The sequence below is a fragment of the Flavobacterium collinsii genome, assembly GCF_946903285.1.
Classification (GTDB): domain Bacteria; phylum Bacteroidota; class Bacteroidia; order Flavobacteriales; family Flavobacteriaceae; genus Flavobacterium; species Flavobacterium collinsii.
In genome coordinates this window covers 564376-579100 of record NZ_OX336425.1, presented here as the reverse complement: position 1 = coordinate 579100, position 14725 = coordinate 564376, and the positions used below count along the sequence as shown (strand labels likewise).

General features: G+C 34.3%; 18 protein-coding genes. 10 read left to right on the top strand and 8 right to left on the bottom strand.

Annotated features, from left to right (window positions below; all coding sequences use genetic code 11):
- Nucleotides 1–176: 176 nt before the first annotated feature.
- Together OGZ34_RS02650 and OGZ34_RS02645 are read right to left on the bottom strand one after the other, a co-directional pair.
- Nucleotides 177–347, bottom strand: coding sequence for a hypothetical protein (locus OGZ34_RS02650; protein WP_263362047.1), 171 nt, complete (start codon nucleotides 345–347; stop codon nucleotides 177–179).
- Between the two features lie 45 nt (nucleotides 348–392).
- Nucleotides 393–623, bottom strand: coding sequence for a DUF5808 domain-containing protein (locus OGZ34_RS02645; RefSeq protein WP_173965961.1), 231 nt, complete (start codon nucleotides 621–623; stop codon nucleotides 393–395).
- A 369-nt stretch (nucleotides 624–992) separates the two neighbouring features.
- Here OGZ34_RS02645 and OGZ34_RS02640 point away from each other — a divergent pair, with 369 nt between their 5' ends.
- From OGZ34_RS02640 to OGZ34_RS02630, 3 genes are all read left to right on the top strand, one after another.
- A complete protein-coding gene (locus OGZ34_RS02640; RefSeq protein ID WP_263362046.1) occupies nucleotides 993–1340 on the top strand; it encodes a helix-turn-helix transcriptional regulator in 348 nt (115 codons plus the stop codon).
- Nucleotides 1341–1386: 46 nt separating this feature from the next.
- The gene (locus OGZ34_RS02635; RefSeq protein ID WP_263362045.1) at nucleotides 1387–2448 is read left to right on the top strand and encodes a helix-turn-helix domain-containing protein; all 1062 of its coding nucleotides are present in this window, start codon (nucleotides 1387–1389) and stop codon (nucleotides 2446–2448) included.
- 115 nt (nucleotides 2449–2563) lie between these two features.
- Nucleotides 2564–4741, top strand: coding sequence for a TonB-dependent receptor domain-containing protein (locus tag OGZ34_RS02630; protein ID WP_263362044.1), 2178 nt, complete (start codon nucleotides 2564–2566; stop codon nucleotides 4739–4741).
- A 79-nt stretch (nucleotides 4742–4820) separates the two neighbouring features.
- On the opposite strand, the gene OGZ34_RS02625 is transcribed toward OGZ34_RS02630, so the two are convergent.
- On the bottom strand, nucleotides 4821–6080 hold the full coding sequence (locus OGZ34_RS02625) for an aspartate kinase (RefSeq protein WP_173965957.1): 1260 nt from the start codon (nucleotides 6078–6080) through the stop codon (nucleotides 4821–4823).
- 185 nt (nucleotides 6081–6265) lie between these two features.
- Entirely contained in the window at nucleotides 6266–6754 is a 489-nt protein-coding gene (locus OGZ34_RS02620) for a GNAT family N-acetyltransferase (protein WP_263362043.1), read from the bottom strand.
- A gap of 171 nt (nucleotides 6755–6925) precedes the next feature.
- Between OGZ34_RS02620 and fbp the strand changes: the two genes are divergently transcribed.
- Complete coding sequence (fbp, locus tag OGZ34_RS02615; RefSeq protein ID WP_263362042.1) at nucleotides 6926–7933, top strand: class 1 fructose-bisphosphatase; 1008 nt, start codon at nucleotides 6926–6928, stop codon at nucleotides 7931–7933.
- Nucleotides 7934–8143: 210 nt separating this feature from the next.
- Here the strand turns inward: fbp and OGZ34_RS02610 are convergent, their stop codons facing one another.
- Nucleotides 8144–8575 carry a tellurite resistance TerB family protein gene (locus tag OGZ34_RS02610; RefSeq protein WP_173965954.1) on the bottom strand — a complete coding sequence of 144 codons (432 nt, stop codon included), beginning with the start codon at nucleotides 8573–8575 and terminating at the stop codon, nucleotides 8144–8146.
- A gap of 172 nt (nucleotides 8576–8747) precedes the next feature.
- Between OGZ34_RS02610 and OGZ34_RS02605 the strand changes: the two genes are divergently transcribed.
- Genes OGZ34_RS02605 through OGZ34_RS02585 form a run of 5 tightly spaced genes read left to right on the top strand, consistent with a single transcriptional unit; the run spans nucleotide 8748 to nucleotide 12112 of the window.
- A complete protein-coding gene (locus OGZ34_RS02605; protein ID WP_173965953.1) occupies nucleotides 8748–9341 on the top strand; it encodes a HupE/UreJ family protein in 594 nt (197 codons plus the stop codon).
- A gap of 5 nt (nucleotides 9342–9346) precedes the next feature.
- Nucleotides 9347–9778, top strand: coding sequence for a deoxycytidylate deaminase (locus tag OGZ34_RS02600; RefSeq protein ID WP_017496187.1), 432 nt, complete (start codon nucleotides 9347–9349; stop codon nucleotides 9776–9778).
- Entirely contained in the window at nucleotides 9779–11356 is a 1578-nt protein-coding gene (locus tag OGZ34_RS02595) for a S41 family peptidase (RefSeq protein WP_263362041.1), read from the top strand.
- 19 nt (nucleotides 11357–11375) lie between these two features.
- Nucleotides 11376–11741 (top strand): nuclear transport factor 2 family protein, encoded by a 366-nt coding sequence (locus OGZ34_RS02590; RefSeq protein ID WP_173965951.1) that lies wholly within the window; start codon nucleotides 11376–11378, stop codon nucleotides 11739–11741.
- Between the two features lie 56 nt (nucleotides 11742–11797).
- The gene (locus tag OGZ34_RS02585; RefSeq protein WP_173965950.1) at nucleotides 11798–12112 is read left to right on the top strand and encodes a hypothetical protein; all 315 of its coding nucleotides are present in this window, start codon (nucleotides 11798–11800) and stop codon (nucleotides 12110–12112) included.
- Nucleotides 12113–12219: 107 nt separating this feature from the next.
- Here the strand turns inward: OGZ34_RS02585 and OGZ34_RS02580 are convergent, their stop codons facing one another.
- The 3 genes from OGZ34_RS02580 to OGZ34_RS02570 form a co-directional block, all read right to left on the bottom strand.
- Nucleotides 12220–12825, bottom strand: coding sequence for an FAD-dependent oxidoreductase (locus tag OGZ34_RS02580; protein WP_173966038.1), 606 nt, complete (start codon nucleotides 12823–12825; stop codon nucleotides 12220–12222).
- A 4-nt stretch (nucleotides 12826–12829) separates the two neighbouring features.
- Nucleotides 12830–13030, bottom strand: a complete 201-nt coding sequence (locus OGZ34_RS02575) for a hypothetical protein (protein ID WP_017496183.1) — start codon at nucleotides 13028–13030, stop codon at nucleotides 12830–12832.
- Nucleotides 13031–13137: 107 nt separating this feature from the next.
- Complete coding sequence (locus OGZ34_RS02570) at nucleotides 13138–13716, bottom strand: MarC family protein (protein ID WP_173965949.1); 579 nt, start codon at nucleotides 13714–13716, stop codon at nucleotides 13138–13140.
- A gap of 316 nt (nucleotides 13717–14032) precedes the next feature.
- Here OGZ34_RS02570 and OGZ34_RS02565 point away from each other — a divergent pair, with 316 nt between their 5' ends.
- The gene (locus OGZ34_RS02565; RefSeq protein ID WP_173965948.1) at nucleotides 14033–14602 is read left to right on the top strand and encodes a DUF3109 family protein; all 570 of its coding nucleotides are present in this window, start codon (nucleotides 14033–14035) and stop codon (nucleotides 14600–14602) included.
- Nucleotides 14603–14725: the final 123 nt, after the last annotated feature.

Sequence of the window (14725 nt, the reverse complement as noted above, 5' to 3'; positions counted from 1 at the left end):
CCCCGGAGGATGTTAGTTCAATTGTAAAAGACGGCAGTAGGGACTACTGGCTGAGCACAAATTCTATTAATTTGCACAAGTTTTAATAGGCTAACCTTGATTATGAAATTAATTACACAAAGAAATTAGTGCCAATTCGTGTAATTCTTGTTACTTTTTATACTTGTGTCCAGGCACTATCTTCTGCTTTTGATCTGATTGCACATCGTAATAAAAATAGAAAGCGCCAAAACAAGCGCAGTGCCCATTTTGATCATGTTCCCCGTACGCTCCGGATTGTAAAAAAAGTAGGCAAGATAAAGACAGCTTGTAATTGCAATGCTATATTTGAAGATAAAGAATTTCATGTTTTTAATGAAGGGTTAAAAAAACAGCAATTAGTTGTTTTGAGATTATGGTTTAGAATTTCCTATGAGAATTAATACGAAGGCGATTACTGCAATAGCAGCGCATATCGAATTAGGGTTTGCAAAATTTATCGTCCATCCAAGTAGTTTGATTCTTTTTGAAGGGAACAATCTTTTGTCCTGAGGGTTGTAATAGAAAATTCCCAAAATCCAATTGTTTGGATCACGGTTCCATTTGTTTTGGGTCTCTTTTGTAGGTTCAGTATTGAAATCCATTATTTTAAAAGTCTAAGTTTTTTTATCAGGTGGGGCAACTGTGATAAAATAGTCTAGGTGTTTTTTTTGCTAAAGCGATACCCTAAGGCTATAATAATGATTAAAAGGCAAAGGAATAAGACAGGACGGGTCATAGTTTTTGGTTTTAGTGTTGATCAGATGGTTATTCCGATTGTACACATAGTGTTATTTATTTGTTTTTTGGTGGGACCAATTTAGTATTTTATAAGGTTTTATATTATGTGATTTTCGGGTATTTTTAATAAGAAATTAGAGGCTATTTTTTTTGTTTTAAAAAAATGTAATTTTTGTGAGTATATATTTATAAAAGTGTCCTCTATTGTTTTGGACGGAAAACTTTGCTTAACCATGAATATTCTTGTAGGAAACAAGCTTAAAATACTTCGGAAGAATAAAAAACTGTCGCAGGAAGAAGTGGCAGATTGTCTTCATATTTCACAATCGGCTTATGCCAGGATGGAAAGCGGTGAAAGTAGTTCATGGGCTAATCATATTCTAAAAATCTGCAAGATTTTCAAAATAGCACCGGAAGAATTATTGAAAGTCGAAGATTTAAAATTGGATGTAGATCGAAAAGAAAAACTTTCCGTAGAAACCGGGGTTCAATTATCTGATAAAGTAATCAAACAATATGAAGAACGAATAAAAGAACTGAGAAAAGTAATTAAGAATCTGAAGAGGGATAAAAGACATTAAAGACATATTTTTTTTTAGCTTTGTGGGAATAAAACAAACTTAAATTATGGACACCGGTAAGGAGCTTTTATTTTTTTTCAGTGCATTAGGAGTTTTTAATGGAGTTATTTTAAGTGTGTATTTCTTCTTCTTTACCACGAAAAAGTTCCTGACCAATTATTTTTTGGGAGCATTATTATTCGCACTAAGCATCCGAATTGGAAAATCGGTGTTTGTGTATTTTCATCCCACGTTGCCAAAAATGTATTTACAAGTTGGGTTAACTGCTTGTTTCTTTATTGGTCCGTGTTTGTATTATTTCCTGAAATCAGCCGTTGCTGAAATTAATATAATGCCAAAATCCTGGAAACTCATTCTTTTGTTTTGGGCTTTGTTTATAGGTACAATCGGATTTTTATATCCTTACGAATATTATCCCGAACTGTGGAGAACGTATTTTGTAAAAGCTATTTATTTTCAATGGTTTATTTATGTTGTTGTTTCCGGATTTATGATTAAAGGTATTCTACAAAAAATCATAAGCAGGAAACACAAAGCAACTCCGTCAGAAATGTGGTTTGGGACGCTTTTTCTGGGAAATTTCCTTTTGTTCTTTTTTTATTTTCTTGCCATAATGCGTGGTCCGGCTGCTACTTATATTAGTGGAGCAATTGTTTTTTCTCTTCTTTTCTATTTAATTATTTCTATCCTTTTATATCGCAAAAAAACCGATGATTTGTTTTTATTAAACGGATCAAAGAATTCCGGTAAAAAAATAAATTCGGCCGAAGCCGAAATCTTTGCACAAAAACTTGAAAGTGTAATGAATGAAAAAGTATTGTATAAAAATCCTAATCTTACATTACAGGATTTGTCTAAAGAAATAAATATATCAAGTCATCAATTATCCCAACTTTTAAATAATAATCTTGGTAAGAACTTTACCAGTTTTGTAAATGAGTTTAGAATAAAAGAAGCTTGCGAAATTATAGCTTTAAACGATAAACTTACCTTAGAATCTATTGGCTACGATGTGGGGTTTAATTCTAAATCGACGTTTTTTGCTGCCTTTAAAAAGTATACCGGAACAACCCCTTCTAATTATCAAAATCAGGCTTTACGACCTTAATAGAAAGTGTGAGTTTATAAATTTGTACTCCTGATATTTGTTTTGGTTACCTCATATTGTGATTAACAGCTGACTTTTGCTTCAAAAATAAGTCAAATTTTAATCGCCAAAATTCATGAGATTTCCAGTTACCATTTTTATTTACATGTATTGCATGATTCCTTATGCTATTACTGCAAACGCCCAATCTTCAAAATCAGTTCAGGAAAAGGTTGCAACACCTAATAATGAATTAAACGAAGTGGTTATTAAAAGACAGGCATCCTTAGTAAAATATGCAGCAAATGGAACGCTTGATGTAAACGTTGCCAACACGTTGCTTTCGACAAGTAGTTCGGTCAACGAATTATTGAGCAGGGTTCCCAATGTTATTGTTGCCGAAGGACAAATAAGTGTTCTAGGAAAAGGAGAAGCTATTATTTATCTCAACGGAATTTTGATTAATTACGAACGTTTTGCGGCAATCCCGGTTTCGCAAATTCTAAAGATCGAAGTAATCTCAAACCCAACCTCAAAATATGATGCCGAAGGAAAAGCGGTTATTAATATTATTACCAAAAAAAGTATCGAAAACGGAATATTAGGAAGCGCAAGTCAGCACTTTACCATTTCAGAATTTGCCGGAATGAGTACGAATACGCTTCTCGATTTTAATTATACAAAAGGAAAATTTTCGTTTATAACTAATTATGGATTGCAATTGGGCCGAAACAGAGAATTATTATATACCACCAGATTAAGACCAAATCCGGATGAATATATGAGATCAGAACTAACGACAGATTGGAAAAGACGCTTTAATAATTATTCTAATTACGGACTGGGATTACAGTATAATTTTTCTGAAAAAGACTATTTGTCATTCGTTTATAGTGGCAATATAGGGGATTTGGGAGGAACAGTTGAAAGCAGAAATGCGATAACAAATAATGCGGATACTGCTTTTTATGCGACCGATATTGCTAAAAACGATGTGTCAATCAATCAATTCCTCAATTTAAACTATAATTTAATAACCGATGATCGCGGTTCATCAGTATTTATAGGGACACAATATTCTAATTATAACCAAACTATAAAAGATTTTATCGAAGAGAATAGTATTGTTGATGAAATTGATGGAGAGAAATATTTGAAAAATAATGTTGGTAATACCATTAATATAATTGCAGCGCAAGCAGATTATTCAAAAAAAATAAATGAAAAAACAAAGTTAGAAATTGGTGCAAAAGTGAGTTACGCGACTATAAAATCAGGTACAGATTTTTTAGTGACAGACGGGAATAGTATGGATTTTGAGTTTGATGATAAACTTTCGAGTGATTTTAGTTATACAGAAAAAATTAAGGCAGCCTATTTTAATTACGGAAGCACATTAGGAGAGAAAATCAATTTTTCGATTGGTGCAAGAACCGAAAACACAAGTTATAAGTTATATACAAATGCAAACGGAAGTCAGAGTTTTAGTAGAAACTACTTTAATTTTTTTCCGAATGTTCTCTTAAATATTGCCGTTTCAGATGATTTAAAGTTAAATGCGTCTTACGTTTCCAGAATAACAAGACCAAGATATCAGGCCTTGAATCCGTTTGTTATTTATCAGGATCCGTTTACGACCATAGAAGGAAATCCTAGTTTATTACCCGAAAAAGTTCATGCTTTTGAAATTGGTGCCCTATATAAAAAGTTTGATTTTAGAGTAGGTTATACCTATAAAATCGATCCTATTTCAGGAGCCGCTTTGCGAGGTGATAACCCAAATAGTTATATTTTGAGATCCTTAAATTTAGAAAAAGAAAATGGTTTTTTCGGTTCGCTTTCAAGGTCATTTGCAAATAAATGGTGGAACTCTACCAATACTATAAGTATTAATTATAGTAAAGCCTTTGATAATGTTTACTCGTACGTGTTAGGTGCGGTAAAACCACAGGTCTATTTGTATTCGAACAATACGTTTACAATCCCAAATCTTTTCAAAATTCAGTTGCTTGCCTGGTATTTGGGAGATAGAAGCTACGGATTGGGCCATGATAATAATCGGTCGACAGTAACTATTGGAATTGAAAGAAACTTTTTTAAAGAGGCTCTAAAACTCAATTTTACAGCCAATGACATCTTTCATAAATTTATGGTTTCAGGAAATTACAATGTTGGACAAACCGAAATCTATTATCACAGAACCTATACAACAAATTATTTTAGGTTGATAGCAACATATAGTTTCGGAAATTCAAAGAAACAGGCATTTAAGAAAACAGAGATCGAACAAAGCGAAAATAATAGGGCAAGATAAAAGTAAAAAAGGTTTCACAGCTAAGTGAAACCTTTTAAATATGTTGAATTGATATAATTAACTTTATAAACGAGAAAGCTTAGTTGATCTCTTTGGTCACAATTTGTATCGTTTCACGGCTTACTTGTTTTAGTAAAACGGCTTTGTTTTCTTCTACTGTTTGAGCTGCCTGTTCTGTAAAATGACGAATAGTATACAAAGTTACGTTCTCACTAAAATCTACTTTGAATTTTTTCGAAAGAATCGCATTCAACTCATTGAAATTTTCAAATTTATCTTCGACACAAACCGAAAAACTAATCGCCGAATTCTGAATCAGATTTACCTTTATTTTGAATTGGTGAAACAACGCAAAAATCTCACTGATGTTTTCTTCCATTATAAAAGAAAAATCGATAGACGATAATGAAATTAAAAGCTGATTTCTTTTTACGATAAAGCAAGGATATTGTGGTTCCAGATCAACACCTTTAGAAACACAGGTTCCTTTTAAAAGTGGATTGATAAATGATTTTACATATAATGGAATTTCCTTTTTCTGTAACGGCTGTAAAGTTTTCGGGTGAATTACAGTTGCTCCGTAAAATGCCAGTTCGATGGCCTCACGGTAGGATATCTGGTTTAATAAACTTGCATTTTCAAAATAGCGAGGGTCAGCATTCATAACTCCGGGAACGTCTTTCCAGATCGTAACACTTTCGGCATTTAAGCAGTATGCAAAAATTCCGGCAGTATAATCAGAACCTTCACGGCCCAAAGTGGTAGTAAAGTTGTTCTCATCGGCACCTAAGAATCCCTGAGTGATGTTTAAAATTTTACGAGGTACATTTTTACTGATGTTTTGTTGCGTAATTTCCCAGTCTACTTCAGCATCTCGGTAATTGGCGTTGGTTTTTATGAAATTTCGAACATCAAGCCATTGCGTCTGAATTCCCATAAAATTCATAAAGTGACTTAAGATAGTAGTCGAAATCAGTTCTCCAAAACTCACAACCTGATCGTAAACAAAATTATAGTTTGGTGATTTATTATGTGCCAGGAAATATTCTAATTCAGAAAACAGTGCTTTTACCGCAGCAAAAACAGCGTGTTCTTCGTTTTCAAATAAATCCAGTAAGATCTGATTGTGGTATTTTTTTATTTCTTGTACAGAAGAGTTCAGCTCTGATGATTTGTCAAAATAATTTTTAATGACCACTTCAAGAGCATTTGTGGTTTTTCCCATTGCCGAAACGACCAAAATGACATCTTGATAACCTACTTTTTGCAAAACGTCGTATACGTTTTTAATTCCCTCGGCATCTTTTACAGATGCTCCACCAAATTTAAATACTCTCATTTTGTTATATATGCTGTTTTTTTATAAAATTCCAATTTTTTAAGTTCCAAATTCCAATTTTCATGGAATCGTAATTATAGCGGCGCACTGCGGTGCTTTTTTTTGTTACAGATTATAAAATCTTTGTCTTCTTTAGCTACGAATTTTACAAATTTCCACTAATTAATTCGTGGCTAAATACATTTTTACAATTTTTCTAAAAACAAATTTATTCCCGTTTCGTCCATTTGAACAACTTGCCAGCCTTCAAGAATCTTTGCGCCCGAATTTTCATAAAATTTTACGGCAGGAGTATTCCAGTCCAGTACATTCCAGTCGATTCTGCGGACATTGTCTCTTTTTCCCTGTTTCATGATTTCTGCATAAAGTGCAGACCCCAAACCAGTTCCTCTCATCTTTTCTTTTACAATCAGATCTTCAAGATGTATTGTTTTTCCTTTCCAGGTTGAGTATCGATAATAGTACAAGGCAATTCCAACAATTTCCTTATGATGTTCGTCAGTATCAATTTCTGCGACAAACACATGAAATAAGGGCTTTTCGCCAAAACCATCACGTATTAAATCCGCTTCTGTTATGACAACAGCGTCCGGTTCTTTTTCGAATATTGCCAACTCCTGTATTAATCCCAGAACAGATTTCATGTCTTCAGGATTCCCTTTTCTAATATTCATATATTCTTATTATTAAGCATTTATTAGCTAAAAAAGCATTCTTTTATTCTGTACTTTAGGGCTTTAATTAGCAAATATACAATAGTGGCAAACTAACGAAATAATTTTTAAACCATTCTCACAAAAAAAACGATATTTGTGACTTAAAAACAAAACTACAACGATTTAGTAATGGAAGAACGCAATAAAACACTGGGAGAGTTTATTATTGAGAACCAAAAAGCATTTCAATATTCGTCGGGGGAGCTTTCCCGAATTATCAATTCTATACGTTTGGCGGCTAAGGTCGTAAACTATAAAGTAAACAAAGCTGGATTAGTGGATATTATTGGCGCTGCAGGCGAACAGAATGTTCAGGGTGAAGACCAGCAAAAATTAGATGTGTATGCAAACGAAGTATTTATTCAGACGTTAATTAACCGTGAGATTGTCTGTGGTATTGCTTCAGAAGAAAACGACGATTTTATTACTGTTCAGGGGAGCGACAACAGTCATAACAATAAGTACGTGATCTTAATGGATCCGCTTGACGGATCTTCAAATATCGATGTGAATGTATCTGTGGGAACCATTTTTTCGGTTTTTAGAAGAATTACACCTATCGGAACTCCGGTTACAAGTGAGGATTTTTTACAGCCGGGAGTTAATCAGGTAGCAGCAGGATATGTAATTTACGGAACGTCGACAATGTTGGTATACACCACAGGTCATGGCGTAAACGGTTTTACATTGAACCCTGCCATTGGAACATTCTATTTGTCACATCCGAATATGAAATTTCCACAAAACGGAAATATCTATTCTGTAAATGAAGGAAATTATGTTCACTTTCCACAAGGTGTGAAAAATTACATTAAATATTGTCAGAGAGAAGAAGAGGACAGACCTTATACTTCAAGATATATTGGAAGTTTAGTTTCTGACTTTCATCGAAATATGATCAAAGGCGGAATTTATATTTATCCAACGAGTTCAAAAGCACCAAAAGGGAAGCTGCGTTTATTATACGAATGTAACCCTATGGCTTTTATTGCAGAACAAGCAGGAGGAAAAGCAACAGACGGCTTTGGAAGAATTATGGAAATACAACCAACTGAATTACATCAAAGAGTTCCGTTTTTCTGCGGAAGCTACAATATGGTAGAAAAAGCAGAAGAGTTTATGGCGGAAGCGCTTTAGTTTTTAGTCACAGTCACAGTTTTTAGTTGATTTTAAACCTGATAGGATTCAAAAACCTGTCAGGTTTTTCAGTTGCAGCTAACAGTTTTTAGTCGCAGTTTAAGTTAGGACTAGAAGCAGAAAACCCGACAGGTTTAGAAAAAACTGTCGGGTTTATTTTTTTATTTAGTTTTAGCTATCAGTCTAAAAACTGAAAACTGCGACTGAATACTATTTATGCATATGCTGCATTTCGTAAACAAAAGTGTCACCATCTACTTTTTTATCGACTAATGATAATGCTTTTGCAATGATATAATTTACGTTGCTTGGAGTAAAGCCTAAAGCTATACCTAATTTTCTTAACATCACTTCTTGTTGGTCTTCAAGATGGTGATCAACGTGTACCATTCTTGTTAGATCATACAAACGCTCTAAACGCTGTACGTGCAAATAAGGAGGATTGATAGGGTATTTTAATGGGTCGTTAAGAATTTCTTCGTATTCAGTTTCTGAAATTTCTAAACGTGCAGCCAATTTGTCTAAGAAACTTTTTTCTTCAGGATGCACAATTCCATCGGCTAATGCTACACGAACAATTGCTGAAAAGTGACCTTTGTTTCTTTGTTTGAATTCGCTATCAAATAAATCTGAAAATGACATAATTATGGTTTTTTTTATCCTACAAAGATAATTTTTATTTTAAATTATTAATTTTAAAGTTCTCATAAAATTTAACTTAATTTTTATGTGTTGTTTTAGTTTAAGACCGCAACGATTTTTCAAAATAAATCGTAAGTTTACAACCCCTAATCATTATAATAGTAGTACCCTTATGTCAGAATTTTGGATTTATTTTCAAATAGGATTGAAGCACGTTTTAGATATTAACGCTTACGATCACGTTCTTTTTTTAATTGCATTAACAACTCCATATTTGTTTAAAGACTGGAAACGCATTTTGTTACTGGTTTCTGTTTTTACAATTGGTCATACCTTGGCTTTATTGCTTTCGGTTTACGGAATTATTGCGATAAAAGTCAATACTGTTGAATTCTTAATTCCGATAACGATTTTAATAACTGCGGTTTTTAATCTCTTTACTGCCGGAAAGAATTCTAAGAATGACGGTTTGAATTTAGTGTTTTTTGTGACCTTATTTTTTGGAATTATACACGGACTTGGATTTTCGAATTATTTCAAAACAATTTTAGGAGGTTCAGCTGGTTCAAAATTACTACCTTTAGGCGAGTTTGCCTTAGGAATTGAAGCGGCACAACTAGTTGTGGTGTTTGTAGTTTTGATACTATCTTATATTGTACAAACCGTATTTCGTTTTTCAAAACGTGATTGGGCACTTGTAATGTCGGCTTTTATTATCGGAGTGGTAGTGCCAATGATTATTGAAAGTCCTATTTGGAACAGATAAAATAAATGAAGAAAAAAAAATTAAATAAATACGACAAAGCTTATCTGAGGATTGCCAAAGAGTGGAGTTTACTGTCGTATTGTAAACGAAAGCAGGTAGGGGCTATCATCGTAAAAGACCGAATGATTATTTCGGATGGATACAATGGTACGCCATCTGGTTTTGAAAACTGCTGTGAAGACGAAGAAGGGCTAACCCGCTGGGACGTTCTTCATGCAGAAGCAAATGCAATTTTGAAAGTAGCAAGGTCAACACAATCCTGTGAGGGAGCGACCTTGTATATTACACTTTCACCTTGTAAAGAATGCAGCAAGTTAATACACCAATCTGGTATAAAAAGAGTGGTGTATCATGATGGATATCGTGACGATTCCGGAATTCAGTTTTTAATAAAAGCAGGTGTCGAAGTTGAACATATTCCTGTTTTAGAAGAGTAAATGAAATTTAATTCAAAATATTTACCACTCGTTATCGGAGCGACCTTAGCTCTGGGTATAGTTCTCGGAAGCCTGATGAATGCTCCCGCAGACGATCAGCTTTTGGCTAAAAATTACTCAAAAACAAAATTGAATAAACTGATTGACTTTATCAATAATGAATATGTCGACAGCATCAATACAGATTCAATTGTTAATCTTACAGTCGACAATATTTTGTCAAAATTAGATCCGCATTCCGTTTATATTCCTCCAACAGAACAAGCTGAGGTAGCCGAAAGTATGAAAGGTGATTTTGTGGGGATAGGAATTAATTTCTATATGTATAAAGACTCTGTTGCGATTATAAAACCAATCGAAAACGGACCTTCAGCGAAAGCGGGAATAAAGTCAGGGGATCGAATTCTATTTGCCGGAAAAACCAAATTGTTTGGGCGTAGATTGCCTTCTGATAGTTTGTTTTCGAAGCTAAAAGGATTAAAAGGTTCTGAGATTGAATTAACCGTTTTTAGAAAATCAGAACAAAAGAAACTCAAATTTAAAGTTAAAAGAGATATCATTCCGATAAAAAGCGTCGATGTCTCCTTGTTGCTTGGAAATAATACCGGATACATCAAAATCAATCGTTTTGCGGAAACAACTTTTAATGAATTTAAAAACGGTTTGGCCAGATTGAAGCAAAAAGGAATCGAGTCGCTTGTTATTGATCTGCGGGATAATGGAGGTGGTTATATGGAAGAAGCGATTGCAATTGCGGATGAATTTTTAAAAGACAAACAGCTAATCGTTTTTACTAAAAATAAAAACGGTACCACTGAAAAAACTTATGCAACAAACGCGGGTAGTTTTGAAGCCGGGAAAGTGTATGTTTTGATTAATGAAAACAGTGCATCGGCTAGTGAAATTCTTGCCGGAGCATTACAGGATAATGACCGTGGGACAATTGTAGGGCGACGTTCTTTCGGGAAAGGCCTGGTACAGCGCGAAATGGATTTCAACGACGGATCGGCGGTAAGATTAACGGTGGCGCGATATTATACACCAACCGGCAGATCGATTCAAAAGCCTTATAAAAAAGGAAATGAAGAGTATTTTAAAGAATCTGAAGCCCGTATAAAATCAGGGGAACTTTATGCGAAAGACAGTATAAAAGTGGCCGATTCTTTAAGGTTTAAAACACCTAAAGGAAAAATTGTATATGGTGGGGGTGGAATTGTGCCCGATGTTTTTGTGCCGATAGAGGCTGAACACGGGAATGAAAATGTAGCCTATTTATTGCAGACCGGAATTGTAGGGCATTTTGTTTTTGAAGAATTGGATAAAAACAGAGAGGCTTTTGCCGGACTTCACTTTAATGAGTTTTTAGCAAAGATGAAAGGCTCTGATTTGTATTTTAAAAAGTTTAAAACGTATGTTTTGTTAACCGGTTTGGATTTGAAATTTGACAAAACCAAAACTTTGGTTAATCGCTATATCACTGCTGAATTTGCCAGACAATTATACGGTGAGTTGTATTACTACGATGTTATTTTAAAAGACGATGCCATGATCAGGGCTGTTTTGAGTCCAAAAAAATAATCTTTAATTCTCTTATCAGATGAAAATAGAAACTATTGTAAATGCTGAGATTGAACTGTTGACAGCCATGAAGAATGCGGATCTTACAACGCTGGAAAATGTACTGCATGATGATCTGCTTTTTAATTTACCGGACGGACAAACGATTACTAAAGAGTTTGATTTGAATACGTATCGTTTAGGTAAAATGCAAATTGAGGTATTAGAAGCTTCGGATCAGATTATAACTGTAATTAATGATTCGGCTGTAGTCGCGGTAACAATTTTATTGAAAGGGAATTTTAATCACAATCCCGTAAGCGGAACTTTTCGATACATCAGGGTTTGGAAACAATTTGAAGAGAATTTGAAAGTAATTGCTGGTAGTTGTACTCAATTGCAATAAAAGCATCACATTGTATTTAATCAAATCTCCTTTAAGTCTGGAGTTAAACTATCTATATGAAAAATCTAAAAAGAATAAGCTTGCTGTTTGTTGTGCTGGTTCTAATGATTTCCTGTACTTCTATGAAAAATAATAATAGTACGATTACCGGTAAAGTAGATGCAATCGAGTCGGGAAAAGACGGTTATACTGCAAAAATCTCAACAGCTGCTAAAGAGGTGTATTTCGCAACAATTAGCATTGTAAATGTGGGTGGTCCACAAAATTATAAAACCTTAAAAATAGGTAATGTTGTCTCGGTAAAAGGAGAAATCTGGAAGACTGAAGATGAAAGCCATATTAAGGTAACGCAGATTATTTCGGTGAAATAAGAAAGTATAAAAGTTTCAAACCATTAAGAGGTTAAGTTTACAGGCTTTAAAGTAAGTTTTCTTAATTTCTTAATGGTTTTATTTTGTTTAACCTATAGAGGTTTGTTTTATCGAATGCTGTCGTGTGCATGAGTCTGCACGCCGTTGTTCCATAAAGTTAGAATATCTGTGGCTACAGCAGCGCCGCTTCCGGCTGCAATCGCTAACTGACTTCTCCATCCTGCTAAAGTTCCAATAACATAAATACCGTCGGCTACTTTGTGGTCGTCGTTTTTAAGCTGGATGCGTTGTTTTTCGGGAAGTGCTTTTTTATGAGGTTCGATATACTGCATTAAGCCCTCTATGTCAAAAGTATTTGCAGAGCCAATTCCTATGACGATATTTTTTGTTTTATAAGAGTTTTTGTTAGTAGTTATTGTAAAATCAGGGTAAGAACCTTCGATTTTAGCTACTTTTTCATTTTCAATCTGAGCGATGTGCGGATAACTACTGGCTAAATCCTTTGTGCTTTCCAGAAGTAAATCAGATCCTAGTTTTCCGGGTGTAATGCCATAAGCATTGTAAAAAATGGCCTCTTGAAGTGAAGAGTTTTTTTGGTGTGTAAAAATTCCGATTTTTTTATCGGTTACAAAAGCTTTGTTTTTAGCTGATCCCAAGACGAGGGCGCAAGACATGCCTGAAACACCTCCGCCAATAATTAAAACGTCAAACATATTGTTATCGTCCGTTTGTTTTTTCTTCAATTCTTTTTGAGATTCTAAAAATCAAAAGAATTAAAACGGCACAAAATGAAGCTGCGATTCCAATAAAAGCTACTACACTGTCTCCCTGAAAAGGATTTTTGAAGTCTAGCAACGTAATATTAAAAACGATTAAAGCTAATGCCAGAAGCACTAAGATGGAAGTAAAGATTTTCATAATGGTTGTTTGTTTGTCTAAAATAATAAAGTAGAACCTTGAGATGTGAAAAATATCTTAAAGTTGTATTTTAGAAATTTTATGGGGTAAATTTATAAAAATAAATGTTAGACAAACAAACCTTTAACATTCGCAGCAAATAATTTAACAGCAATTGCTAAAAGTATGACTCCAAATGTCTTGCGAACTACACCGAGTCCGTTTTCTCCTAATAAATTTTCTATTTTTTTAGAAGATTTCAAAACAAAGTATACCAGAAAAATATTCAGTAGAATTGCAATGACGATGTTAATCGTGTGAAATTGAGAGCGAAGCGATAGTAAAGTAGTCATTGTACCGGCACCTGCAATTAACGGAAAAGCCAAAGGGACAATAGAAGCCGACCCTGGTTCTTCGTCGCGATAGATTCGAATACCTAGAATCATTTCCAGCGCTAAAAAGAATAATACAAATGAGCCTGCAACAGCAAAGGAGTGTACGTCAATTCCAATAAGCTGCAGGAAACCCTCTCCGATAAAAAGAAAAGTAATCATAATCAAACCGGCAACGATTGAAGCTTTCTCAGATTCGATATGTCCTACCTTTGCTCTTAAATTGATAATAATCGGAATTGATCCTACAATATCGATTACGGCAAAAAGTACCATTCCAACAGTGATAATTTCCTTAAAATCAATTTCTAACATAATTTTTTTATTTAGAGTTAAGAGATGTGCAAAAGTAGATAATAAAGTTAATGCTTTTTTAGGATATATGAAACGACGGGTATTTTTGTTATAAAAACACGTATATCTGCTTAAAAAAATGATTTTTGTAACAATAAGTCGGTTGTTTTGCATATTTGCAAGGCGTTTGGCGTAAAGTATTGAGGCTGTTTTTTGCAAAAGATTCATAGATGCCGCTTGTGCAGAATCTTGTCGGATAAGAGCGAAGAAAGAATAAAAGGAATATCTGCTTTCTTTGCGTATCTTTGCACTTTATAAATTACAGTATTTAAGTATCATGTTTCAATTAGGAAAAACCATTATTTCAGAAGATATTCTTGAAAAAGAATTTGTGTGCAACTTGTCAGCTTGTAAAGGAGCCTGTTGTGTTGACGGAGATGCCGGTGCGCCTTTGAATGAAGCGGAAACTAAAATTCTGGAAGAAATTTACCCTAAAGTAAAACCCTTCCTGCGAAAAGAAGGAATTGCCGCGATCGAAGCTCAGGGAACCTGGGTAAAGGGGACGGATGGTGATCTTGAAACGACTTTGATTGATAATAAAGATTGTGCCTACGTTATTTTTGATGGCAAGACTGCGCTTTGCGGAATTGAGCAGGCATATAATCAGGGAATCGTAGATTGGAAAAAACCGGTTTCCTGTCATTTATATCCAATACGAGTGAAGGACTTTACAGAGTTCGCTGCAGTGAATTACGATAAGTGGGATATTTGCGACGATGCCTGTTCGTTAGGTAAAGAGTTGGAGGTTCCGGTGTATAAATTTGTCAAAGAGGCGCTAATTCGTCGCTTTGGACAAGACTGGTATTTAGAGCTTGAAAAAGTTGCAGAAGAACTTAAAAAATCTTAAAAAATCGGTAGCCATCACCGTTGCTGGGAAGTCCTCAAAATTTGATTAAAAAAGAGAGAAGAAGTCGGGAAAAAACTTTTAAAAACATTTAAAAATTTCTTGCTTTTTATTTTAAAAAGTCTA

Bases quoted from the DNA above. Each gene is read 5' to 3' on its own strand.
- OGZ34_RS02650 (WP_263362047.1), bottom strand. From the start codon at position 347: ATGAAATTCTTTATCTTCAAATATAGCATTGCAATTACAAGCTGTCTT.
- OGZ34_RS02645 (WP_173965961.1), bottom strand. From the start codon at position 623: ATGGATTTCAATACTGAACCTACAAAAGAGACCCAAAACAAATGGAAC.
- OGZ34_RS02640 (WP_263362046.1), top strand. From the start codon at position 993: ATGAATATTCTTGTAGGAAACAAGCTTAAAATACTTCGGAAGAATAAA.
- OGZ34_RS02635 (WP_263362045.1), top strand. From the start codon at position 1,387: ATGGACACCGGTAAGGAGCTTTTATTTTTTTTCAGTGCATTAGGAGTT.
- OGZ34_RS02630 (WP_263362044.1), top strand. From the start codon at position 2,564: ATGAGATTTCCAGTTACCATTTTTATTTACATGTATTGCATGATTCCT.
- OGZ34_RS02625 (WP_173965957.1), bottom strand. From the start codon at position 6,080: ATGAGAGTATTTAAATTTGGTGGAGCATCTGTAAAAGATGCCGAGGGA.
- OGZ34_RS02620 (WP_263362043.1), bottom strand. From the start codon at position 6,754: ATGAATATTAGAAAAGGGAATCCTGAAGACATGAAATCTGTTCTGGGA.
- fbp (WP_263362042.1), top strand. From the start codon at position 6,926: ATGGAAGAACGCAATAAAACACTGGGAGAGTTTATTATTGAGAACCAA.
- OGZ34_RS02610 (WP_173965954.1), bottom strand. From the start codon at position 8,575: ATGTCATTTTCAGATTTATTTGATAGCGAATTCAAACAAAGAAACAAA.
- OGZ34_RS02605 (WP_173965953.1), top strand. From the start codon at position 8,748: ATGTCAGAATTTTGGATTTATTTTCAAATAGGATTGAAGCACGTTTTA.
- OGZ34_RS02600 (WP_017496187.1), top strand. From the start codon at position 9,347: ATGAAGAAAAAAAAATTAAATAAATACGACAAAGCTTATCTGAGGATT.
- OGZ34_RS02595 (WP_263362041.1), top strand. From the start codon at position 9,779: ATGAAATTTAATTCAAAATATTTACCACTCGTTATCGGAGCGACCTTA.
- OGZ34_RS02590 (WP_173965951.1), top strand. From the start codon at position 11,376: ATGAAAATAGAAACTATTGTAAATGCTGAGATTGAACTGTTGACAGCC.
- OGZ34_RS02585 (WP_173965950.1), top strand. From the start codon at position 11,798: ATGAAAAATCTAAAAAGAATAAGCTTGCTGTTTGTTGTGCTGGTTCTA.
- OGZ34_RS02580 (WP_173966038.1), bottom strand. From the start codon at position 12,825: ATGTTTGACGTTTTAATTATTGGCGGAGGTGTTTCAGGCATGTCTTGC.
- OGZ34_RS02575 (WP_017496183.1), bottom strand. From the start codon at position 13,030: ATGAAAATCTTTACTTCCATCTTAGTGCTTCTGGCATTAGCTTTAATC.
- OGZ34_RS02570 (WP_173965949.1), bottom strand. From the start codon at position 13,716: ATGTTAGAAATTGATTTTAAGGAAATTATCACTGTTGGAATGGTACTT.
- OGZ34_RS02565 (WP_173965948.1), top strand. From the start codon at position 14,033: ATGTTTCAATTAGGAAAAACCATTATTTCAGAAGATATTCTTGAAAAA.